This window comes from Achromobacter sp. ESBL13 (assembly GCF_036668755.1).
Taxonomy (GTDB): domain Bacteria; phylum Pseudomonadota; class Gammaproteobacteria; order Burkholderiales; family Burkholderiaceae_B; genus Achromobacter.
Window position 1 is genome coordinate 1,097,055 of sequence record NZ_JAZEVT010000002.1, and the last position, 20,146, is coordinate 1,117,200.

The window sequence follows — 20,146 nt, forward strand, 5'->3', positions numbered from 1 at the left end:
GCCTGCCGCGTGGGCGGCAGGCCGCGGGTGGTGAGGGCAGCGCTTAGTCCAGCGTGATCTTCAGATCGCTGATCAGCTTTTGCCAGCGGGCGCGCTCGCCTTTCAGCATGTCGGCGTATTCGGCGGGCGTGTTGCCGACCGGCTCGATGCCGAATTCCACCAGGCGCTGGCGCGTGGCCGGGTCGTTGATGGTGGCGACCACCTGCTTGTTCAGCGCATCGATGACGGCGGGCGGCGTACCCGCCGGCACCACGACGCCCACCTGCGCGGCGGCCTCGACGTTCTTCAGGCCGATCTCGGCAAAGGTGGGCACGTTGGGCAATTGCGGCAGGCGCGTGGGGTTGGCGACGGCCAGCGCGCGGACCTTGCCGCCGTTGATGAAGCCCGCGCCGGCCGCCAGGTCGACCATCATCGCGGGAATCTGGCCGCCCGCCACGTCAGCCAGCGCGGGCGATGCGCCGCGATACGGCACGTGGGTCATGGTCAGGCCGCTTTCGACTTTCAGCAGTTCCATGGCCAGGTGGTGCGGGCTGCCCGCGCCAGCGGAACCGTAGTCCAGGCCTTCCTTACGCGACTTGGCCTCGGCCAGGAATTCCTGCACGGTGTTGACCTTCATGGACGGGCCGACCACAAGAATCATGGGGAAGCGGCCCATCAGCGTGACGGGCGCCAGGTCCTTGACCGGGTCATACGACAGCTTCTTGTACAGCGCCGGGTTGAACACCAGCGTGCCGTTGTCGGCGGACAGCATGGTGTAGCCGTCGGCCGGGGCGCGCGCGGTTTCCGAGGCGGCAATCGCCGTGTTGCCACCCGGCTTGTTCTCGATGACGACGGGTTGGCCCAGGCGGCCGGTCAGGCCCTGGCCGATGCTGCGGGCCAGGAAGTCGGACCCGCCGCCCGCCGCGTACGGCACCACCCAGCGCACGGGTTTGGACGGGTAGTTGGCCGGTGCGGTTTGGGCGAACGCGCTGGCACAGGCCAGCAGGGGCAGGGCCAAAAGGCCGGCAAGCAGGGGGTGTTTCAGGGCGCGCATAGGCTGTCTCCGTATTGGGATGACCTGATGGCATCCCTTCTTTTGCGTAAATCATATACGCAATGCGTAATTTTTCAAGAAGGGTTAACCTTGGATCCGCGCCGGCAGGCCCCCAGCCGCCCGCGCGCCCGTATTCGCCAGGAATCGCCGCCGATATGACCCCGTCCAAGCCGTCCAAGAAGATGCCCGCCAAGTCCGCCAAATCCGTACGAACGGATAACCAGGCCGTTGCAAAGGCATCTGCAAAGGCATCCACGAAGCGGGAGGTCGATCTGGACTCGGATACCCGTCCGCGCGAACGGCGCCAGCGCGTGCAGGCCGCCGAGACCGGCATGGTGGTGTTGAAAGGCTTGGCGCGGATGGGCGGGCGCGCCAGCCTGACCGCGCTGGCCGCGCATGTGGACGAAAGCCCCGCCAAGGTGCACCGCTACCTGATGAGCCTGATTGCCGAGGGCCTGGTGGATCAGGAAGTGGCCACGCAGCAGTACCACCTGGGTCTGGAAGCGCTGATGATCGGCGTGGCCGCCATGCGCCAGGCTGATCCCTTGCGCATCAGCGAACCCGTGTTGATCCGGCTGCGCGAAAGCCTGGCGGTGACGTGCTTCATTGCGGTGATGGGCAACAAGGGGCCGACCATCGTCCGCTTTGAGGAACCGGCGCTGCCCGTCACGGTAAACGTGCGCGTGGGTTCGGTACTGTCGATGCTGTGGTCCGCGACCGGGCGCGCATTTCTGGGGGCCTTGGACGAAGCCCCGATTCAGCGGATGGCGCTGGCCGAACTGGCCGAGGCGCCCGATGATTTGCGCGCCTTGCTGGACCGCGACGATCCCATCGGCGGGCTGCGGCGCCAGGTGCAAGCGGCCGGCTGTGCCACGGTCAAGGATACGAACCTGCGCGGCATCAGCGCCGTGTCGGCGCCCTTGTATGACCACACGGGCCGGCCCTGCGCGGTGTTGACGGCGCTGGGCGCGACGGGTGGCTTTGATGTGTCGCCCAACGGCAAGGTGGTGGCGGCGGTAAAAAAAGAAGCCGCGGCCGCCAGCGCGGCATTGGGGTACGTGGCGTAGCGCGCATTGGGCTGGCCGGCGGTCGGGCAGCAACGCCGATCCCCACTACCGAATCGACCCGCATCACTGACGCGCCAGCCGCAACTCAACCGATAATCCCCCGCCTTCCCGCGCGCTCAGGATCAGCGCCCCGTCCATCGCCTGTGCCAGCTGCTGCGCGATAGCCAGACCCAGCCCGGTCCCGCCCGTGTCGCGGTTGCGCGATCCTTCCAGGCGATAAAAAGGTTGCAGCACGGCGGCCAGTTCGTGGTCCGGAATCCCGGGGCCACGGTCCAGCACGAAGATAGACAGCGTGGCGTCATCGTGTGTCGCCACTTGTACCTGGGCCGCGCCCGCGAACTTCAACGCGTTGTCGATCAGGTTGCCCAGGATGCGGCGAAGTGCATGCGGGCGCGCCATCAGTGGCGCGCCGCTGTCGCCCTCCAGGCTGACGGGCTTGCCGGTATCTTGATAGTCGTAGACCAGGCTTTGCAGAAACGCGTTCAGGTCCACGCGTACGGGGGGTTCGACCTTGCCATGCGCGCTCCGGGCATAGTCGATGCCTTCGCGCACCAGCCGTTCCACCTCGTTCAAGTCTTGCGCCAGTTTGTCGCGATCTTCCGACGGGTCCATGAATTCAGTGCGCAGCTTCATGCGGGTGATCGGCGTTTGCAGGTCGTGCGAGATCGCGCCCAGGATCTGCATGCGCTCGGCCACGTGGGCCGCGATGCGAGCCTGCATGGCGTTGAATGCCGTGGCGGCATGCGCGACTTCGGCCGGGCCGTCTTCTTGCAGCAGCGGGCTCTTGGCGTTGGGATCCAACGTTTCAGCGGCGTGGGCCAGGCGCGTCAGCGGCCGCACCGCCAACCGCACCGCCAGCCATGCGCAAGCGATCAGCAAAATCAGTTGCACCGCCAGCACGGCCAGCAGCCACGGGGCGGGGCGCATGGACGATAGATGGATATTTAGCACCACCGGCTGCCCATCGGACAACACGACGCGCGCCTGGATGTGGCGCGGGTCGTCGGCCATGGCGCGCACGGTCAACGGCCGCGCGCCGCCCAGCGCCGCTTCAATCGACCGCGCGGCCGTGCGCGCCACGTCCAGTTGCAACGGCTGGTCGGCCTGCCCGTTGCCCAATTCATAGACGCGGTTGCCGCTGGACAGGCGGGGCAGCCAGGCGGCGCGTTCGTTGGCGGGCAGGCGGCCCAGCACGTCGATGGCGATGGCCACGTCGCGCTCCAGGTCGCCCAGCATCATGGAGCGCGTGGCGTTATAGCGTTCGTAGAACAGCGCGGCAAACGACAGGCCGTAGGCCAGCACCAGACCGATGAGAAAAATCAGGAACAGCCGCGCGACCAGCGTGCCCGGCCACGCGGAACGCGGCAACGCGGCGCGCGCCCTCATTCGCCTTCCGATATGTCGACGGCGGCCGCGAACACATAGCCTTCGCTGCGCACCGTCTTGATGTAGCGCGGTTCGCGCGCGTCTTCGCACAGGCGCTGGCGCAGGCGGCTGACCAGCAGGTCGATCGAGCGGCCGAAGAAATCGGCGTCGCGCCCTTGCGTCAGGTTCAGCAATTGATCGCGATTCAGCACGCGTTGCGGATGGTCCAGAAACACGCGCAACAGTCGGTACTCGGCGCCGCTTAGCGACACCACGGTGCCGCTCTTATCCAGCAGATGGCGCGCGGTGGTGTCCAGCCGCCAGTCGCCAAAGGCGATGTCACGACCAGGTTCCGTTACCTGAAAATTGGGCGGCAGCATGCGCGTGCGCCGCAAGATCGCCTTGATGCGCGCCAGCAGTTCACGAGCGACAAAGGGCTTGACCAGATAGTCGTCGGCGCCCATCTCCAGGCCCAGCACGCGGTCCATGTCGTCGCCGCGCGCGGTCAGCAGCAGGATGGGAATGCGGCGATGCTTGCCGCTGCGCAGTTCGCGGCACAGCACCAGGCCGTCGTCGCCCGGCATCATGATGTCCAGCACGATCAGGTCGACGGACAGGTTCTCCAGCAGCGACCGCATCTGCCGCCCGTCGGCCGCCAGCGTCACGGTCAGGCCGTTCTTCTTCAGGAAGTTGCCGGCAAGCTCGCGTATTTCCCGATCGTCGTCGACGATCATGACGTGATCCAATTGATCCATCTTCAAAGGCCTTCAGGCAAGGGCGGCAGGGCGCGGGGTAAACGGATTTTATCCAAGGCGGCGGCCCCCTCGGCCGACGGGCGGAACCGGCGTGCCGCCCGGCCGCGTATTGCTGATCAGCTGGCATTGAAACGGCTTGGCGGCTTCAGCGCTGAAGCCGCCGAACATCAGCAGCAGGACAGCCAGGATGCGCTTCATGGATTGCTCCAAAGAGTGGGGGTGACCCGGTTATAGCGCCGGCCATCGCCGCAAGTGTGTCGTACTGTATACGCCGCCTTGGCGGATACAAAAGCCGGGGAAAAAGGCGCCAAACCGGCACAAGCCGGATACGCGGCGCGGGTGCAATGGGACCTCTTTCCAAAGGACTGCCCATGGACCTGATCAACACCCCCATCGCATTGCTTGCCGGCATGCTGACCATTGCGTCGCCCTGCGTGTTGCCCTTGTTGCCCGTGTTGCTGGGCACCTCGCTGGAACGCCCGGACCGCTGGCGCCCCTTGTTTGTCGTGTCCGGCTTCGTGCTGGCCTTTGCGGGCCTGGGCATCGCCCTGAGCCTTTTGTCCAACCTGAACGCATCGGTGCACGACGCGGTGCGGTCCACGTCGATTGCGCTGCTGGTGCTGTTCGGGCTGGTGCGCATCTGGCCGCAGCCTTACGACCGGCTGATCGCCCGTATCGGCGGCCCCTTGCAGCAGCTGGCCTTCAGCGCCGGCGGCGCGGGCAGCGGCAATGCCGGGGGCTTTGTGTTGGGGCTGTCGCTGGGCGCGGTATGGACGCCGTGCGCAGGCCCCGTGCTGGCCTCGATTCTGGTGTTGGCCGCCAAGGCGCAGAACCTGACGCAGTCCAGCACCTTGCTGTTGGCGTTTGCCATCGGGGCGGGCATTCCGATGCTGGTCATCGCCTATGGCGGGCAGGCCATCGTCGCGCGGGTACGTGGGCTGTCGCGCTACACGCAGCGCTTGCAGCAAGGCTTTGGCGTGCTGCTGATCCTGACCGCCGTGGCCATCCATTCCCAGTACGACGTCCTGGCGTATGCCTGGATCAGCAACCTTTTCAACTGACCCGATCAAGGAGATCGACCATGTTTGCCATGTTCAAGAAAATTGCATTGGGCGCGCTGTTGGCGACCTCGTTGGCGACCGCGGTGGCGTCTGCCGCCCCTCAGCCCGACCCCACACCCGCGCCGGAATTCACGGGGATCGAGCACTGGCTCAATGGCGGCCCGCAGAGCCTGGCGTCGCTGCGTGGCAAGGTGGTGCTGGTGGACTTCTGGACCTACACCTGCATCAACTGCATCCGCACGCTGCCCTACGTGACCGGCTGGCATCAGAAGTACAAGGACCAGGGCCTGGCGGTGGTGGGCGTGCATACGCCGGAGTTTCCGTTCGAGCGCTCGACGCCCAATGTGCAAAAGGCGCTGGAGCGCTTTGGCATCACCTACCCGGTGGCGCAGGACAACCGCTATGCCACCTGGGACGCGTATCGCAACCAGTACTGGCCGGCGTTCTACCTGATCGACAAGCAGGGCCGCATTGTGTATCGCCATTTTGGCGAAGGGCGGTATGCCGAGACCGAGGCAGAGATCCAGCGCCTGCTGGCGCAACCGGGCTGACCCGATCGAATGGCCCATGCGCCGCGCAAAGCAGATATGCGATACCGCGCATAGCGCCGGCCCGGCCCGCCGCATACCATGCTTCAAACACAAAAATCACAAGGTTTGGAGACAGCATGAAGATTGCAAGCGCGCTGACCTCGGTCGGTCTGTGGCTGGGGGCGGGGGTGGTGGTATCCGCCGTCGGGATGATGGCGCCGGCCGTGGCGGGCGCCTATCCCGACCACCCCATCCGGATGGTGGTGCCGTTTCCGGCGGGCGGCGCAACCGATCTGATGGCGCGGGCGCTGGCGCAGGGGCTGGGCGAGAAGCTGGGCCAGACCGTGGTGGTGGAAAACCGGGGTGGCGCGGGGGGCACGATCGGCGCGGAAGCCGTGGCCGGCGCGGCGCCCGACGGCTACACCTTGCTTTACTCGACGATGGGCGTGTTGACCATCAACCCGTCGCTGTACTCCAAGCTGCGTTACGACCCGCAAAAGAGCTTTGCGCCGATCTCGATGACCAACCTGACGTCGAACCTGCTGGTGGTCAGTCCCGATCTGAACGTGAATTCCGTGGCGGAACTGGCGGCGCTGGCCAAGGCGCGGCCGGGCGAACTGACGTTCAGCTCATCGGGCAACGGCACGACCAGCCATCTGGCCGGCGAAATGTTCAAGTCCACGGCGGGCGTGGATATCCGCCATATCCCGTACAAGGGCACGTCGGGCGCCATCAACGATTTTCTGGCGGGCCGGATATCGATGATGATCGACACGTCATCCAACTTCATCGAACAGGTCAAGCAAGGCAAGGTGCGCGCGCTGGGCGTGACCAGCCGGCAGCGCCTGCCCGTGTTGCCCGATGTGCCGTCGATTTCAGAAACGCCCGGCTTTGCGTCATACGAAGTCAGCTTGTGGTCAGGCGTGCTGGCGCCGGCAGGTACGCCGCGCGCGGTGATCGACAAGCTGAACCAGGACATCGCGGCGGTGATGACGTCGCCGCAAATGGTCGAGCGCATGGCGGCCTACGGCATCCAGACCACGCACAGCACGCCCGAGCAGTTCGCCGCGCAGATCAAGACGGATACGGCGAAGTGGGCCAAGGTGATCGAGCAGTCCGGCGCCAAGGCGGACTGAGCGCCGGCTGGTCATGGGCGCGAGGTTGATCGCCCCTCAACGGGAAATTCCATGACATCGATGAATCGATTTCGGCTGGCAAGGGCGGCCATGATTACGGCGCTGGCCGCATTGCTGCTGCCTGCCGCCCAGGCCGCGTCTTATCCTGACCGCCCTTTGACGCTGGTGAATCCCTACGCGGCGGGTGGGCCGGCCGATGTGGTCGCGCGCAGCCTGGGGCGTGCCTTGGAAAAGCGGCTGGGCCAACCGGTGGTGGTGGAAAACAAACCAGGCGGCGGCGCGTCCATCGGCACGGGTTTTGTGGCGCGCGCCAAGCCGGACGGCTACACCTTGCTGCTGGGCACGTCCGCCGGCCACGTGGTGACGCCGCTGATGCAAAAAACGCCCTACGACGGCGTGGACGGTTTCGCGTTCTGTTCGGTGGTGGCGGTGCAGCCCATCATGCTGGTGGTGAACCCGTCGCGCGGCATCACCACGGTGGCGCAGCTGCTGGACCGCGCCAAGGCCGAACCCGGCAAGCTCAGCTACGGGTCGGCGGGCGTGGGCGGCGCCACGCATCTGGGCGCGGAACAGTTCCAGCAAGCTGCGCATGTGCAGCTCAATCACATTCCCTACGCCGGCGCATCGCCCGCCATCAACGATGTGGTGGGCGGCCAGATCGACCTGGCCATGCTGAACCTGTCGGCCAGCCTGCCGTTCATCCGCCAAGGGCGCCTGGTGGCGTTGGCGTATGCGGCCGACAAGCGTTCGGCGTTGTTGCCCGACGTGCCCACGCTGGCTGAAGCCGGTGTGGCGGGCGCCGAAGCCGCCACGTGGTACAGCCTGGCCGTGCCCGCCGGCACGCCGCCCGACATCGTGCAGCGCTTGAGCCGCGCGGTCCAGGCCGTGAACGACGACCCGGAATACCGGCGCGTGATGCAAGAGCAGGCAATAGAAATCATGTCCTTGTCGCCCGCCCAGGCCGACGCCTACGTGCGCCGTGATCGCGCCGACATGCAGCGGCTGCTGGGCTCGCTGGGGCTGCTGGCAAAATGATTAACCTTCGTAACGCTGCCGCGGGGCGATGCCGCCATGAATTTTGATTTCAGCCAACTGGCATCCGCCGATGCGTTCAAGCTGCTGTCCAGCGTCGTCGTGCCTCGGCCGATTGCCTGGGTGGTGACGCAGTCGGCGCGCGGCGATCTGAACGCCGCGCCGTTTTCTTTTTTCAACGTCGTCAGCAGTGACCCGCCCATCGTGGCGCTGGGCATCGGCCCGCGCGCCGGCCAGTGGAAGGATTCGTCGCGCAACATCATGGACACGGGTGAATTCGTGATCAATGTGGTGTCCAGGGAATTGGCCCGGCAGATGAATCAGACCAGCCTGGACTACGACGCCAGTGTCGATGAATTGGCGCGCGTGGGCTTGTCCACGCAGCCATCGACGCTGATTGCGCCGCCGCGCATTGCGCAAAGCCCGGCAGCGCTGGAGTGCAAGGTGTGGCAGGTGATCGAGGCCGCGCCGCATCGCGTGATCGTGCTGGCGCGCGTGGTGGGCATGTATCTGCGCGACGATGCGTTGCTGAACCGCGATCGCTTTCATGTGGACACGCCCGCGCTGGGCTTGCTGGGCCGCATGCATGGCGCGGGGTGGTACGCGCACACAAGTGATTTGTTCCAGATGCTTGCGCCCGCCGCAGCCAACGATCCGTCGGTGCTGCCCGCGCAAGGGCATTGATGCGCGCCCCGTCGCGCAACCCCAAGGAGAACCACGATGAAGTTGCATTGGTCGCCCCGGTCGCCGTTTGTGCGCAAGGTGATGATCGTTCTTTACGAAGGCGGTATCGAAGACCGCGTGCAATTGGTGCGCACGCCCGTCGCAATGGACAAGCCCAATCTGGATCTGGTGGCCGACAACCCGCTGATCAAGCTGCCCACGTTGGTGTTGGAAGATGGCACGGCCTTGTACGATTCGCGGGTCATCTGCGCGTATCTGGATGGGCTGACGGGCGGCCGGTTAATGCCCGGCGATCCCACCGCGCGTCTGGTGGCCGAACGCCGGCAGGCGTTGGGTGATGGGTTTCTGGATGCGTTGCTGCTGTACCGCCAAGAGCGCAACAAGCCGGTGGAAAGGCAGACAGCGGCGTGGCTGGACGCGTTTGCGCTGAAGGTGCGTGCCGTGCTGGCCGCGCTGGAAGTCGAGGCGGCCGCGTTGTCGGCCAGCGGCTTTGACCTGGGGGTGATTGCCATCGGCTGCGCGCTGTCGTACATGGATTATCGTTTTCCGGATATCGATTGGCGTGGTGGGCATCCGACGCTTGCCGCCTGGCATGAGGGCTTTTGCGTGCGCCCGTCGGTGGCGCGCAGCCAGCCGGACGAATCGCCTTGAACACGCCGTATCCAACCCGGCCCGATGACGTGCGCGTGGTTGCGCGCTGCGTTGCCTGCCCGGGGCCGCGCCATAACTTGAACCGAGGATGATGATGAGCCGTATCCCGCTGCCTTCCCCCGACAGCATGACCGACGACCAGAAACGCGTGTACGAGAAGATCGTCTCGGGCCCGCGCGGGCGTCTCGTCGGCCCCTTGCGCGCGGCGCTGCACAGCCCCGAGCTTGCCGAACGCTGGCAGGCGTTGGGCGCCTTGCTGCGCTTTGGCACCAGCCTGCCGCCGCGTGTCAGCGAGCTGGCGATTGTGGTGACGGCACGCCGCTGGAACAGCCAGATCGAATGGCATATTCACGCGCAGGCGGCGCGGGCGGCCGGCATTGCAGACGCCGTGCTGGACGCCATCCAGGCGCGCAAGGCGCCGGCGTTCGATACGCGCGACGATGAAGTCGTCTACGAGTTCTCGCGCCAGTTGCAGGAAACCGGCCAGGTCGATCCCGCGCTGTATGCCGAAGCGGTAGCGCGTTGGCAGGCGGTGGGCGTGGTGGAGCTGACGGCGGTGATCGGCTACTACACCATGGTGTCCATGACCTTGAACGCGCACGACATTCCCATGCCGGACGAGGCCCCCGCGCCGCTGGATATTCCGCGGCAAGACGGCGCGCCGGCCTTGAGCCGCTTGGCGGCGCTGCCGCGCAAGGAGCAGCCATGACACCCGAGATGCCGCGCATGCCCGTTGCGCCCAGGCACGCGCTGCCCGCCTTGGCCTGCGATGCGCATTGCCATGTGTTCGGCCCGTATGACCGCTTTCCCCTGCAACACGCTTCGTCGTATGCCGCGCCGGACGCGCCTGCGCCGCGCTACCTGCACATGCTGGATACCCTGGGCGCGGCGCGCGGGGTGTTGGTGCAGCCCGCGCCCTATGGCGTGGACCCGGCCGCGTTGCTGGACGCCTTGGCGCAAGGCGGCGACCGCCTGCGCGGCATCGCCGTGGCCGATCCGTCGGTGTCCGATGCGCAGTTGCAGGCGCTGGTGGAGGGCGGCGTGCGCGGTCTGCGCTTTCTGGAAGCGCGCGACCCGGCCGGCAATCTGTTTCCCGGCAGCGTGGGCTTTGGGCAGGTCGCCGCGATGGCGCCGCGCATGAAGCAGTTTGGCCTGCATGCCCAGCTGTGGGCGCCTTGCGATGCGTATGTGCGGCATCTGCCGGCGCTGGCCGCGCTGGACGTGCCGATTGTGATCGATCACCTGGGCAGCCTGGTGCCGGCGCGTGGCGAGCAGGACGCGGCCTTTCAGCTGCTGCGCGGCTTGCTGGCGGATGGGCGAATCTGGATGAAGCTGACGTTGTGCCGCGTGGGCGCTGCGCCCGACTATGAAAATGCCCGCTATATCCACGACGCGTTCACGGCCGCCAACCCCGATCAGGTGCTGTGGGGATCGGACTGGCCGTTCGTGCGCATGGGCGCGGCCGCGCCATCGGCCGATGCGCTGGTGGACGTGGCCTATGAATGGCTGGGCAACGACGGCTTGCGCAAGAAGGTATGGGTGGACAACCCAGCCCGCTTGTACGGGTTTGGATAAGGGCGGCAGGCGAACCTGCGGCAGGCGATCCTGCGGCAGGCGGACCTGCGGCAGGCGGACCTGCGGCAGGCGATCCTGCGGCAGGCGATCCTGCGGCAGGCGATCCTGCGGCAGGCGATCCTGCCCCCCTCAGGGTTCCGCGTGCCACACGCCTTCGCCGCCGATTTCCCGCACCAGCGTTTCGATCTGCGCCGCCACTTCCATGACGGTGCGGCCCGGTCCCTTGGACCTGGAAAACGCCATGGAAATAATCCGGCCCATCGTCGGGTCACGCAGCGCCGCGATGCTTAACCGGCCCTCCTGCACCTCTTGCCAGACGGCATGCAGCGGCAGCACGGTGTACATGTTCTCGTGCTCGACAATCGACTTCATCAGCGGCAATGAGTCCGCTTCGATCAGCGGCGCGATGGTGATCTTGCGCGCACGCGCCAGGCCGTCCAGCGCATTGCGCAAACCATTCGGCGCGCCCGGCAGGATGAAGGGCAGGTCGTTCAGCTGGTCGAAGGTGACTTCGCCCGATGCGGTGCGCGTATCGCCCGCCGCGCCCACCAGGTAGGAATCCACGTAGGCCAGCGCCTGCTCGCCCGGCGGGCATTTGTCGCCATAGCGGTACAGGATGGCGATGTCCACGCGGCTGTCCGTCAGCCACTCTTCGATCTGGCCGCTGGAGCCTTCAAGAATCTTCAAATGCACCTTCGGAAAGTGTTTGCGCAAGCGCGAAAACAGGCGGCGGATCAGCGGATGCGCGGTGGACGGCAACAGCCCCAGCGTGACTTCGCCCGCGGGCTCGCGCGCCTGGCCGTTCAGCTCAAGTTCCAGTCTTTCCGCGTCGCCCAGCAACGTTTGCACCAAGGGGAACAGCCGCTGGCCCACCTCGGACAGATTCACGCCGCGACCCGTGCGGTTGAACAAGCGCGCATTGCACTCGCGCTCCAGTGCGTTGATGCGGCGGCTGAGCACGGATTGGTCCTGGTCCAGATAGAGCGCGGCGCGCGTGATGCTGCCCAGTTCCGCAATCGCCAGGAACGCCCTCCATTTGTTCAGGTCGGCGGTCAGGTCCAGGCTTAGCCCGGTGGCTTTGGCGAAAGGCATGATGGCGGGGCGGGGTCGCAGGCAGAAGGAACGGCATAAGCGTACGGCAAAGCGCGTGGCAGCGGGTCATTCCAGGCCAAGCTTGCCGCGTCGGATCACGTCGCCCCATTTCTTGGATTCGGTTTCCATCAGCGTGCGGTATTGGTCCGGCGAGCTTGCCGCCGGAATGGCGCCCTGGTCGATCATCTTCTTGCGCAACGCGGGTTCCGCCAGGGACTGGGCGATGGCCGCCGCCATCTTGTCGACGATGTCCTTGGGCGTGCCGGTGGGGGCGATGATGCCGTAGTTCGATTCGACGATCACGCCGGGAAAACCCGCCTCGCGGGTCGTCGGCACATCGGGCAGGCCCTCGAAGCGTTCGGGGCTGGCCACCGCCAGCGCGCGCAGCTTGCCTGCCTTGATGAAGCCCAAGGCGGCCGACGCGTCACCGGGAAACATCTGCACTTCGTTGGACAGCAAGGCCGTGACGGCGGGCGCGGCGCCCTTGTACGGCACGTGCATGATGTCGATGCCCGTTTGCTGCTTCAACAGTTCGCCGCCCAGATGGGGCGTGGTCACGTTGCCGGCCGAGCCGTAGTTGTATTTGCCCGGATGCTGCTTGGCGCTGGCGACGAAGGCGGCCAGCGTGGTGTCGGGCAGCGACGGGTTCACCATGACCACCTGGGGAATGCGCGCCACCAGCGACACATACTGAATGGTGCTGACGTTGTAAGGCACCTTCATGACGTGCGGCAGGCCGGTGATCGCGCCCGGCACGCCGAACCCGAACGTGTTGCCGTCCGGCTCGGCGCGCACGGTGGCGTCCACGCCGATGGTGCCGCTGGCGCCTGCCTTGTTCTCGATGACGATGGTCTGGCCCAGCCGCTTGCCCAGCGCGGGCGCCAGCAGGCGGGCCAGGTTGTCGACCGAGCCGCCGGGCGGGTATGGCACGATCAAGCGGATGGGCTGACTGGGCCAGGGCTGCGCGGCCTGGGCCACGGGCGCCATCGTTGCGGCCAGCAATACCGCGGCCACCGTCAATGCGGGTGCGTTTTTCATTGTCCCTCTCCTGATGGCGCCTAGTCGTGCCGGCGCGATGTTGTTATGCGCCGTCCAGGCCCAGGACCTGTTTGGCGTAGATGTTGCGTTGAATCTCGTTGGTGCCGCTGAAGATGGTGGCGGCCAGCGCGTTGATGTAGGGCGCCAGCGCTTGTACGCCGCCAATCCCATTCCCATCGCCATGCCCATCGCCATCGCCGTAGCCCAGGCGCATGTCGGCGCCGCCGTATTCCTCGGCAATCTGGATCAGCAGCGCGCCCAGCCTCTCATGGGTTTCAGTGGCCCAGATCTTCAGCAGCGACAGCGTGGGCGGCAGCGGCCGTCCGGCCCGCGCCATATCGGCAAACACGCGGTACATGGCGGTCAGGTCGGCGCTGTCCATCCGCAGTTCAGCCAGGCGATCCGTGAAAGCCGGGTCGGACAACAAACCGCGTTGCCGCGCGATGCTGAAGATCTGTTGCAGTGCGTGGCTGGCGTGTTTCGGGCTGCCTGAAAACAAGCGTTCAAAGCCCAGCAGCGCCTTGGCGATACCCCAGCCCGCGTTCAGTTCACCCACGACATTGGCGCGCGGCACACGCACCTGATCGAAGAACACTTCGCAAAATTCTTCGTGCCCGGACAGCGTGCGGATGGGGCGGCGGCTGATGCCGGGGCTGGCCAGGTCCACCAGCAGGAAGCTGATGCCCGCCTGCTTCTTCACCGTCTTGTCGGTGCGCACCAGCATGAACATGTGCGTGGCGTCCTGCGCCAGCGTGGACCAGGTTTTTTGGCCGGTCACGATCAGGTCGTCGCCATCGATCACGGCTTCGCATCGCAACGCCGCCAGGTCCGAGCCCGCGTTCGGTTCGGAATATCCCTGCGCCCACACAGCCTGGCCCGACAGGATGCCCGGCAGGAAGCGCGCGCGTTGTTCTTCGGTGCCGTAGCGGATCAGGATGGGGCCCAGCATGACCAGGCCCTGGTCGGGCGCGCGCGCCACGCCATGGCGCTCGGCCTCTTCGATGAAAGCGATCTGCCGCGCGGGCGACAAGGCCATGCCGCCATGCTCGCGCGGCCACGACGGTGCAATCCAACCCTGGCGCGACAACGTGAAGTACCACGGCTTGATCTCATCCCAATGCAGCCGCCAAGGCACATGCCGCAGGTGCTGGGGATAATGCGCGTGAAAGAATCGGCGCAACAGCGCACGGAAGTCGGCTTCGGGCATGCCGTTCCAGTCGGCGTCGCGGGGAAATTCCGCCGGCGATGACGGCGCGGCGGTGTCGTCGGCCGGGGGCGCGGGCGCATCGGCCAGCGCGCCGTAGCGTTGACGATGCGCGGCGGCGTTGCCCAGCCACGCGGCCAGGTGCAAGGCGCTGCGAAAGGTCAGGCTGACGTCGCATTCCTCGGTGTAGCCAATGGCGCCGTGCAGCTGGATCGCCAGGCGCGTGGCGTCCAGGCCGGCCCGCGCCGCGCGGGCCTTCACGCGGCTGGCGGCTACCTTGCGGACGGTGACAGGGTCCGGGCCCGTTGCGTCGGCCAGTGTATTTAACGCGTCCTGCAAACTGCTGGCCGCCAGCTCCACCTGCATGGCCGCGTCCACCAGGCGGTGTTGCAGCGCCTGGAACGATGACAGCGGCTTGCCGAATTGCTGGCGCGTGTTCAGGTAGACCACCGTATCGGCCAGCACCTGCCGCGCCACGCCGATCAATTCGGCCGATTGCATCAGGCGGCCGTAATCCAAGGCATGGTCCACGGCGTCCAGGACTTCGTGCTGGGACAGCAGCGCGTCGGCCGGCACGATGGCCGATTCAATGCTCAGGTGGCACGCAGGCGTGCCGTCGGCGCGCGCATGGGGGCGCACGGTGACGCCTGTCGTGTCGGCGGCCAGGTAGAACAGCAGGGTGCCTGTTTCGCTATCGGCCGTTACCAGCCAGCCGTCCGCGGCGGCGTCGGCAATGACGTGGCGCTTTTCGCCGTTCAAGACATAGGCGCCTTCGCGCGGGGTGGCGCTGACGCCGAACACGCCCGCGGCCTCGCCGGCTTCCAGCTGGCCTTCGGTTTCTTGCCAGGCCAGCGCAATCATCCGCGTCCCGTCGCACACCGCTTGCAGCAGGGTGTCGCGCAAAGGCGAGCCAGGCAGCGGCGCGATGTTCGACAGCAAGGTTGCGCCCAGCACGCCCGCGCCCACCAGCGGTTCGGGCAATTGCGCGCGTCCGGCTTCTTCAATGACGGCGGCCATTGCGTGCCAGCCCAGTCCCAGCCCGCCCAAGGTTTCCGGCACGCTCATGCCAAGCCAGCCGGCGTCGGCAATCTGGCGCCAGTAGGCGCGATCGACGCCGCTTGCCGAGCGCTTGCGCTGGCGCTGGTCGCGGCGCGACAGAAAGTCACGCGCGCTGTCGCGTATCTCTTCGATCAAGGCAGGGTCCACGCTGCTCATACGATGCCCTCGGCGTGCAGGCGCGCGATCTCTTCGTCGGACAGGCCCAGTTCGGCGCGCAGCACATCGGCGGTGTGTTCGCCCAGCAGGGGCGGGGGCAGCCCGGATGTGATTGGCGTCTTGGAAAAATGGATGGGGTTGTTGATGACGGGCATGTCGCCCAGTTCAGGATGCGCGATGCGGCCCAGCACCTGGCGGTGCCGCACCTGCGGGTCTTCGAATACCTGGTCCATCGTGTAGATCGGGCCGCAGGGCACGTTGGCCGAGGCCAGCGCGTCGTTCCATTCGCCGACGGTGCGAGCCTGCATGGCCGGCTCGATCAGGCGCGACAACTCGGCTTGCGCGGCGGCGCGTTTGGGGTTGCTGGTAAAGCGCGCGTCCTCGGCCAGCGCGGGCAGTCCGATCGCCGCGCAGAAGGCGCGAAACTGCGTGTCGTTGCCCACCGCCACCATCAAGTGGCCATCGCGGCAGGCAAACGCGCGAAAGGGCGCAGTGATCTGTGAGGCCGACCCCATGCGCGCGGGCACCTGGCCGCTGGCCAGATAGTTCATGCCGATGTGCGACATGGCGGCAATCTGCGCATCCAGCAACGCCAGGTCGATATGCTGGCCTACGCCGGAGATCTGGTCCCGATGGTGCAGCGCTGCCAGTATGGCCGCCACCGCGTAAAAGCCCGCCGTGATGTCCGACACGGAATACCCCGCCTTGACCGGCCCCGCGCCGGGTTCGCCATCGGGCACCCCGGTCACGCTCATCAGCCCGCTCATGGATTGAAAGATGGGGTCGTAGCCGGGCAGATGGCTGTATGGGCCGGATTGCCCGAAGCCGGTGATCGAGCAAATCACCAGCCGGGGGTTGACCTTGGACAGCGCGTCGTGATCCAGCCCGTAGCGGCGCAAGTCGCCCGCCTTGAAGTTCTCGATGACGATGTCGGCGCGCTGGGCAAGCCGGCGAACCAGCGCCTGGCCATCGGGCTTGGAAATGTCGATGGTCAGCGATTTCTTGCCCCGGTTCATCGCGACAAACGACGAGGTCTGCCGACTGGGTTCGCCATGGCGATCCGGCATTGGATAGCCCTGGTGCCGGACGTCGTCGCCCCGGCCCGGGCGTTCCACCTTGATGACGTCGGCGCCAAAGTCGGCCAGCATCTGCGCGGCCCACGGGCCGGAGAACACACGGCTTAAATCCAGGACTTTTACGCCCTCTAATGCACGGCTCATCGGTCTTCCCCTTATTTGCCCTGGAACACCGGTGCGCGCTTTTCCAGGAAGGCGCGGCGCGCTTCCTGGGCGTCTTCGGTCTTGCCGATGGCGGCGGTCATGTCCTGTTCGTAGCGGTAGCCGTCGCGCAGGCTCATGTCTTCGATGGCGTTCAGCGTCTGCTTGGCAAGCACGGTGGCCAAGGGGCTCTTGGACGCCAGCTCGCGCGCCAGTTCCAGGGCGCGGTCCATCAAGGCGTCGGCGGGCACGGACGCTTCGACGATGCCCAGGCGATAGAGTTCGTCGCCGTCCACGCGCAAGCCGGTCAGCATCATGCGGCGCAAGCGGGAATGGCCGAACAGCCGCATGCCATGGCGTCCACCGCCCAGCAGGCCGACGTTGATTTCGGGCAGCCCGACCACGGCCGTCGATGCCGCCAGCAGGATGTCGCATGAGGCCACGATGGCCAGCCCGGCGCCCAGCGCCGCGCCGTTGATGGCGCCGATGACGGGCTTGGCGCATTCTCGAATGGCATGAAAGCACTCGCGGGTGCGGCGTGAATGCTGCGGCAGGTCGCCCGGACCCTTGATGGTGGCGGCGCGGTTCTTCAGGTCCGCGCCGGCGCAGAATATCTTGCCTTGCCCGGACAACACCACGGCGCGCACCTCGGGCGTTTCCGAGATGCGGTCCAGCACCCAGGACAGCTCGTTCATCATGTCGGTGCTTAGCGCGTTCACCGGCGGATTGGCCAGCAGGATGACGGCCACGCCGTCCTCAAGCGTGACGTCCAGCGCGGTGTAGGGGCCGGTCAAGTTTTCGGGCATGGTCATGTCCGTGTCTCCGTCTTGTTCAAATGATCTTGCGCTGGCGCAGGTCGGCAATTTGCTGTGCGCTCATGCCCAGTTCTGCAAGCACTTCGGCGGTGTGCTGCCCCAGCAGCGGCGGTGCGCGGTCGGCGCGCAGGTCCGCCGTGGCGAAGCGCAGGGGGTTCATCACTTGCGGCACGCTCTTGGCGGTGGGGTGCGGCAGGCGGCGCAACATGGCGCGGTGCGCCACCTGCGGGTCGTCGAACACTTCAGGCACGGTGTTGATCGACCCGGCCGGCACGCCGGCGGTCTTCAGCGCCGCCAGCCAGTGCGCGCGCGGCTGCGTGAGGAAGATGGCGTCCAGGATCGGGTCCAGCGTGTCTTGATTCGTCACGCGCTGGCTGTTGGTGATGTAGCGGGGGTCTTGCGCCAGTTCAGGCTTGCCCAGCAGGCGGCACAGCGCGGCGAATTGCGCGTCGTTGCCCACGACGATGACGATGTCGCCGTCGGCGCATACAAAGGTGCGTTGCGGTTGGATGTTCGGATGCGCGGTGCCGGTGCGGCGCGGCACGCGGTTGCCCAGCAAGAAGTTCATTGCCTGGTTGGCCAGCAAGCCAACCTGCACGTCCAGCATGGCGACGTCGATGTATTCGCCCTGGCCCGTCTGCGAGCGCCGCAGCAGCGCGGCCACGATGCCCAGCGCGGCGTAGACGCCGGTGGTCAGGTCCACGATGGGCACGCCGACCTTTTGCGGGCCGCCGCCGGGCTTGTCGTCGCGTTCGCCGGTGACGCTCATCAGGCCACCCATGGCCTGGATCAGGAAGTCGTACGCGGGCTCGGCGGCGCGCGGGCCGGTCTGCCCGAAGCCGGTGACCGAGCAATACACCAGGCGCGGATTGATCTTGGCCAGCGAGTCGTAGTCCAGCCCCATGCGCGCCAGCGTGCCGACCTTGTAGTTCTCCAGCACCACGTCCGCGTCGCGGCACAGGTCCTTGACCAGCGCCTGCCCTTCAGGCGTCTGCAAGTCCAGCGTGATGGATCGCTTGCCCCGGTTGGTGGCGATGAAGTAGGCGCCGTCGGTGGTGTCCTGACCGTGTTCGTCTTTCAGGAAGGGCGGGCCCCAGGACCGGGTGTCGTCGCCCAGGCCCGGCCGCTCGACCTTGATGACGTCGGCGCCCAGATCGGCCAGGATCTGGCTGGCCCAGGGGCCGGCCAGAATGCGGCTCAGGTCCAGCACTTTCACGTTTGATAACAGCGGCTGCAAAGCCTTCTCCTTGACTCCTGTGATGTGCAGGTAGTCTAGGATTTCCGGCTTGCGGCGGGATGCACCCGGGGCACAAAGCTGTTATGCGTTTTGGCACCGACCCGCTCGGAAGAGCGAGGGGGCGCGGCACGGAGGAGGGCACTGCGGCGGGCACTGCGGCGGGCACGGAGGCGCGCCGGGGGCCGCAGTGAAGCCGGGAAGGAAATTGGTCAGCGGCCCGTGTCGGGGTAGTCCGGGCCGGCGTCGTGAAAGCCGCCGCTGCTGTAGGGATTGACGGCGCCGGGGTGCGGCGGGCCGCCTGGGCTGTTGGTGCAAGCGCTTACCAAAGCGGAGAGGGCAAGCGTGGTCAGCAAGGCTATCAACGTCGATTTCATGGTGGTCTCCTGCGGCTGCCCCAGAGCAGGCGCGTGATCGTGATGCGCAGCGTGTGCAGGAGATTATAGGCGTCGCTTAATTGTCCAGCGTGGGGGCCAGCAGCGCGAAAACCTTGGCCTGGTTGCCGGCGCCGGCAAACAATTCGGCCAGCGATACGCCATTGCGCGGGTTCAGCGTCAGGGTGATCGAACGCTTGTCGCCGCTGGCGAAATTGGCGATGGCCTTGCAGGCGTCTTCGTTGTCTTTGAAGCCGGCTAGCGTCTTCTGGTCAAAACAACGCTTCTTGCCGTCATCGACGAATTTTTCGAATTGCTTGGCGCGCTGCTTTTCCGGATCGCCGTCGCCCGGAACGGGCGTGAGGTTATAGCGCTTGAAGAGTTCGACGCTGCGCTTGACGTAGCCGTCGTCCTTGATGGAAAGGCTGCCGCTTTGAATGCGCACTTGCGCCAGCGGGGCCAGCGCGCGGTCGATGCGGCCCATGCCGAATATGCCCATCATGCCCACGGCGGCCAGGCCCGAGCCGTCTTCGGCCATCGCGACGGCACCATTGACGCGTTCCAGGCTCAGTGACAAGTCGGCGTTCAGCGCGTCGGGTTGTTCCAGGTTCAACTGGATCTCGGCGTTGTCGTCGTCGCGTTGGTAGTCCCAGCGCACGCGCAGGTTGGCGGGCGGCAGGTTCAACTTGCCGGCCTGGCGCGCCAGATCCGTCTGGCTAAGGACGCTGGAGCCGTTGGGCAAGGCCGCGCCTTCAATCGTCACGTCGCCGCTGCGGCGGTCGTCGGTGTTGCGCAGGCCGCTGATCTTCACGGTGTCGATCAGGGCCACGGGCGCTGCCGCCGGGCCGATGGACACCTGCTTCAGCTTGGCCGACCCGAAGGGCGACGCCGAAATGCTCTGCCAACGCACGTTGTCGCGTTGGCCGGTCTTGTCCAGCAAGGCCACGATTTCGTCTTCGGCCTTGCCCGAGGCGTACGCGCCCAGGCCCCACCAGGCGCAGGCCAGCACCACCACCACACCGCCTGCGATCAGGCCATTCTTTTGTTTGATCATTGCTTGCTCGTCTG

21 protein-coding genes and 1 pseudogene are annotated in these 20,146 nt (G+C 66.4%); 10 read left to right on the plus strand and 12 right to left on the minus strand.

Annotation, left to right across the window (positions count from 1 at the left end):
* Positions 1 to 43: 43 nt before the first annotated feature.
* On the minus strand, positions 44 to 1,033 hold the full coding sequence (locus V6F88_RS13820; protein ID WP_143215587.1) for a Bug family tripartite tricarboxylate transporter substrate binding protein: 990 nt from the start codon (positions 1,031 to 1,033) through the stop codon (positions 44 to 46).
* 155 nt (positions 1,034 to 1,188) lie between these two features.
* Here V6F88_RS13820 and V6F88_RS13825 point away from each other — a divergent pair, with 155 nt between their 5' ends.
* The gene (locus V6F88_RS13825) at positions 1,189 to 2,100 is read left to right on the plus strand and encodes an IclR family transcriptional regulator (RefSeq protein WP_332610130.1); all 912 of its coding nucleotides are present in this window, start codon (positions 1,189 to 1,191) and stop codon (positions 2,098 to 2,100) included.
* Between the two features lie 63 nt (positions 2,101 to 2,163).
* Here the strand turns inward: V6F88_RS13825 and V6F88_RS13830 are convergent, their stop codons facing one another.
* Genes V6F88_RS13830 through V6F88_RS13840 form a run of 3 tightly spaced genes read right to left on the minus strand, consistent with a single transcriptional unit; the run spans position 2,164 to position 4,418 of the window.
* Positions 2,164 to 3,486: an ATP-binding protein gene (locus tag V6F88_RS13830; protein ID WP_332610131.1), complete on the minus strand. Its 1,323-nt coding sequence runs from the start codon at positions 3,484 to 3,486 to the stop codon at positions 2,164 to 2,166.
* The gene (locus V6F88_RS13835) at positions 3,483 to 4,220 is read right to left on the minus strand and encodes a response regulator (RefSeq protein WP_332610133.1); all 738 of its coding nucleotides are present in this window, start codon (positions 4,218 to 4,220) and stop codon (positions 3,483 to 3,485) included. Before V6F88_RS13835 ends, V6F88_RS13830 begins: the two co-directional genes overlap by 4 nt.
* Before the next feature lie 48 nt (positions 4,221 to 4,268).
* Positions 4,269 to 4,418, minus strand: a complete 150-nt coding sequence (locus V6F88_RS13840) for a hypothetical protein (RefSeq protein ID WP_332610134.1) — start codon at positions 4,416 to 4,418, stop codon at positions 4,269 to 4,271.
* Positions 4,419 to 4,591: 173 nt separating this feature from the next.
* On the opposite strand from V6F88_RS13840, the gene V6F88_RS13845 reads away from it, so the two are divergent.
* The 9 genes and pseudogenes from V6F88_RS13845 to V6F88_RS27915 all read left to right on the plus strand — a co-directional run.
* Positions 4,592 to 5,281 (plus strand): cytochrome c biogenesis CcdA family protein, encoded by a 690-nt coding sequence (locus V6F88_RS13845; protein WP_332610135.1) that lies wholly within the window; start codon positions 4,592 to 4,594, stop codon positions 5,279 to 5,281.
* 20 nt (positions 5,282 to 5,301) lie between these two features.
* Positions 5,302 to 5,832 carry a thioredoxin family protein gene (locus V6F88_RS13850; protein WP_332610136.1) on the plus strand — a complete coding sequence of 177 codons (531 nt, stop codon included), beginning with the start codon at positions 5,302 to 5,304 and terminating at the stop codon, positions 5,830 to 5,832.
* A 116-nt stretch (positions 5,833 to 5,948) separates the two neighbouring features.
* Entirely contained in the window at positions 5,949 to 6,947 is a 999-nt protein-coding gene (locus V6F88_RS13855; protein ID WP_332610138.1) for a Bug family tripartite tricarboxylate transporter substrate binding protein, read from the plus strand.
* 51 nt (positions 6,948 to 6,998) lie between these two features.
* Positions 6,999 to 7,982: a tripartite tricarboxylate transporter substrate binding protein gene (locus V6F88_RS13860; protein ID WP_332610140.1), complete on the plus strand. Its 984-nt coding sequence runs from the start codon at positions 6,999 to 7,001 to the stop codon at positions 7,980 to 7,982.
* Positions 7,983 to 8,018: 36 nt separating this feature from the next.
* Positions 8,019 to 8,663: a flavin reductase family protein gene (locus V6F88_RS13865; protein ID WP_332610141.1), complete on the plus strand. Its 645-nt coding sequence runs from the start codon at positions 8,019 to 8,021 to the stop codon at positions 8,661 to 8,663.
* Between the two features lie 36 nt (positions 8,664 to 8,699).
* Complete coding sequence (locus V6F88_RS13870) at positions 8,700 to 9,314, plus strand: glutathione S-transferase N-terminal domain-containing protein (protein WP_332610142.1); 615 nt, start codon at positions 8,700 to 8,702, stop codon at positions 9,312 to 9,314.
* Positions 9,315 to 9,408: 94 nt separating this feature from the next.
* On the plus strand, positions 9,409 to 10,023 hold the full coding sequence (locus tag V6F88_RS13875; protein WP_332610143.1) for a carboxymuconolactone decarboxylase family protein: 615 nt from the start codon (positions 9,409 to 9,411) through the stop codon (positions 10,021 to 10,023).
* Positions 10,020 to 10,889, plus strand: a complete 870-nt coding sequence (locus tag V6F88_RS13880; RefSeq protein WP_332610144.1) for an amidohydrolase family protein — start codon at positions 10,020 to 10,022, stop codon at positions 10,887 to 10,889. Before V6F88_RS13875 ends, V6F88_RS13880 begins: the two co-directional genes overlap by 4 nt.
* 15 nt (positions 10,890 to 10,904) lie before the next feature.
* A pseudogene (locus V6F88_RS27915) lies at positions 10,905 to 10,991 on the plus strand (pentapeptide repeat-containing protein); the annotation flags it as partial.
* A gap of 27 nt (positions 10,992 to 11,018) precedes the next feature.
* Here the strand turns inward: V6F88_RS27915 and V6F88_RS13885 are convergent.
* The 8 genes from V6F88_RS13885 to V6F88_RS13920 all read right to left on the minus strand — a co-directional run bounded on the left by V6F88_RS13885 (position 11,019) and on the right by V6F88_RS13920 (position 20,132).
* The gene (locus V6F88_RS13885; RefSeq protein WP_332610145.1) at positions 11,019 to 11,981 is read right to left on the minus strand and encodes a LysR family transcriptional regulator; all 963 of its coding nucleotides are present in this window, start codon (positions 11,979 to 11,981) and stop codon (positions 11,019 to 11,021) included.
* 66 nt (positions 11,982 to 12,047) lie between these two features.
* Entirely contained in the window at positions 12,048 to 13,019 is a 972-nt protein-coding gene (locus tag V6F88_RS13890) for a Bug family tripartite tricarboxylate transporter substrate binding protein (protein WP_332610146.1), read from the minus strand.
* 43 nt (positions 13,020 to 13,062) lie between these two features.
* Positions 13,063 to 15,438, minus strand: a complete 2,376-nt coding sequence (locus V6F88_RS13895) for an acyl-CoA dehydrogenase (RefSeq protein WP_332610147.1) — start codon at positions 15,436 to 15,438, stop codon at positions 13,063 to 13,065.
* On the minus strand, positions 15,435 to 16,658 hold the full coding sequence (locus tag V6F88_RS13900) for a CaiB/BaiF CoA transferase family protein (protein WP_332610148.1): 1,224 nt from the start codon (positions 16,656 to 16,658) through the stop codon (positions 15,435 to 15,437). Before V6F88_RS13900 ends, V6F88_RS13895 begins: the two co-directional genes overlap by 4 nt.
* An 11-nt stretch (positions 16,659 to 16,669) precedes the next feature.
* The gene (locus tag V6F88_RS13905) at positions 16,670 to 17,467 is read right to left on the minus strand and encodes an enoyl-CoA hydratase/isomerase family protein (protein WP_442880302.1); all 798 of its coding nucleotides are present in this window, start codon (positions 17,465 to 17,467) and stop codon (positions 16,670 to 16,672) included.
* 19 nt (positions 17,468 to 17,486) lie between these two features.
* On the minus strand, positions 17,487 to 18,707 hold the full coding sequence (locus V6F88_RS13910) for a CaiB/BaiF CoA transferase family protein (RefSeq protein WP_332610150.1): 1,221 nt from the start codon (positions 18,705 to 18,707) through the stop codon (positions 17,487 to 17,489).
* A gap of 209 nt (positions 18,708 to 18,916) precedes the next feature.
* The gene (locus tag V6F88_RS13915) at positions 18,917 to 19,081 is read right to left on the minus strand and encodes a hypothetical protein (protein WP_332610151.1); all 165 of its coding nucleotides are present in this window, start codon (positions 19,079 to 19,081) and stop codon (positions 18,917 to 18,919) included.
* A gap of 76 nt (positions 19,082 to 19,157) precedes the next feature.
* Positions 19,158 to 20,132, minus strand: coding sequence for a hypothetical protein (locus tag V6F88_RS13920; protein WP_332610152.1), 975 nt, complete (start codon positions 20,130 to 20,132; stop codon positions 19,158 to 19,160).
* Positions 20,133 to 20,146 lie beyond the last annotated feature (14 nt).

Excerpts from the sequence above, each read along its gene's own strand:
- V6F88_RS13890 (WP_332610146.1), bottom strand. The coding sequence starts at position 13,019 with ATGAAAAACGCACCCGCATTGACGGTGGCCGCGGTATTGCTGGCCGCA.
- V6F88_RS13840 (WP_332610134.1), bottom strand. The coding sequence starts at position 4,418 with ATGAAGCGCATCCTGGCTGTCCTGCTGCTGATGTTCGGCGGCTTCAGC.
- V6F88_RS13870 (WP_332610142.1), top strand. The coding sequence starts at position 8,700 with ATGAAGTTGCATTGGTCGCCCCGGTCGCCGTTTGTGCGCAAGGTGATG.
- V6F88_RS13885 (WP_332610145.1), bottom strand. The coding sequence starts at position 11,981 with ATGCCTTTCGCCAAAGCCACCGGGCTAAGCCTGGACCTGACCGCCGAC.
- V6F88_RS13880 (WP_332610144.1), top strand. The coding sequence starts at position 10,020 with ATGACACCCGAGATGCCGCGCATGCCCGTTGCGCCCAGGCACGCGCTG.
- V6F88_RS13905 (WP_442880302.1), bottom strand. The coding sequence starts at position 17,467 with ATGACCATGCCCGAAAACTTGACCGGCCCCTACACCGCGCTGGACGTC.
- V6F88_RS13835 (WP_332610133.1), bottom strand. The coding sequence starts at position 4,220 with ATGGATCAATTGGATCACGTCATGATCGTCGACGACGATCGGGAAATA.
- V6F88_RS13900 (WP_332610148.1), bottom strand. The coding sequence starts at position 16,658 with ATGAGCCGTGCATTAGAGGGCGTAAAAGTCCTGGATTTAAGCCGTGTG.
- V6F88_RS13855 (WP_332610138.1), top strand. The coding sequence starts at position 5,949 with ATGAAGATTGCAAGCGCGCTGACCTCGGTCGGTCTGTGGCTGGGGGCG.
- V6F88_RS13875 (WP_332610143.1), top strand. The coding sequence starts at position 9,409 with ATGAGCCGTATCCCGCTGCCTTCCCCCGACAGCATGACCGACGACCAG.
- V6F88_RS13820 (WP_143215587.1), bottom strand. The coding sequence starts at position 1,033 with ATGCGCGCCCTGAAACACCCCCTGCTTGCCGGCCTTTTGGCCCTGCCC.
- V6F88_RS13865 (WP_332610141.1), top strand. The coding sequence starts at position 8,019 with ATGAATTTTGATTTCAGCCAACTGGCATCCGCCGATGCGTTCAAGCTG.
- V6F88_RS13845 (WP_332610135.1), top strand. The coding sequence starts at position 4,592 with ATGGACCTGATCAACACCCCCATCGCATTGCTTGCCGGCATGCTGACC.
- V6F88_RS13895 (WP_332610147.1), bottom strand. The coding sequence starts at position 15,438 with ATGAGCAGCGTGGACCCTGCCTTGATCGAAGAGATACGCGACAGCGCG.
- V6F88_RS13850 (WP_332610136.1), top strand. The coding sequence starts at position 5,302 with ATGTTTGCCATGTTCAAGAAAATTGCATTGGGCGCGCTGTTGGCGACC.
- V6F88_RS13920 (WP_332610152.1), bottom strand. The coding sequence starts at position 20,132 with ATGATCAAACAAAAGAATGGCCTGATCGCAGGCGGTGTGGTGGTGGTG.
- V6F88_RS13830 (WP_332610131.1), bottom strand. The coding sequence starts at position 3,486 with ATGAGGGCGCGCGCCGCGTTGCCGCGTTCCGCGTGGCCGGGCACGCTG.
- V6F88_RS13915 (WP_332610151.1), bottom strand. The coding sequence starts at position 19,081 with ATGAAATCGACGTTGATAGCCTTGCTGACCACGCTTGCCCTCTCCGCT.
- V6F88_RS13860 (WP_332610140.1), top strand. The coding sequence starts at position 6,999 with ATGACATCGATGAATCGATTTCGGCTGGCAAGGGCGGCCATGATTACG.
- V6F88_RS13825 (WP_332610130.1), top strand. The coding sequence starts at position 1,189 with ATGACCCCGTCCAAGCCGTCCAAGAAGATGCCCGCCAAGTCCGCCAAA.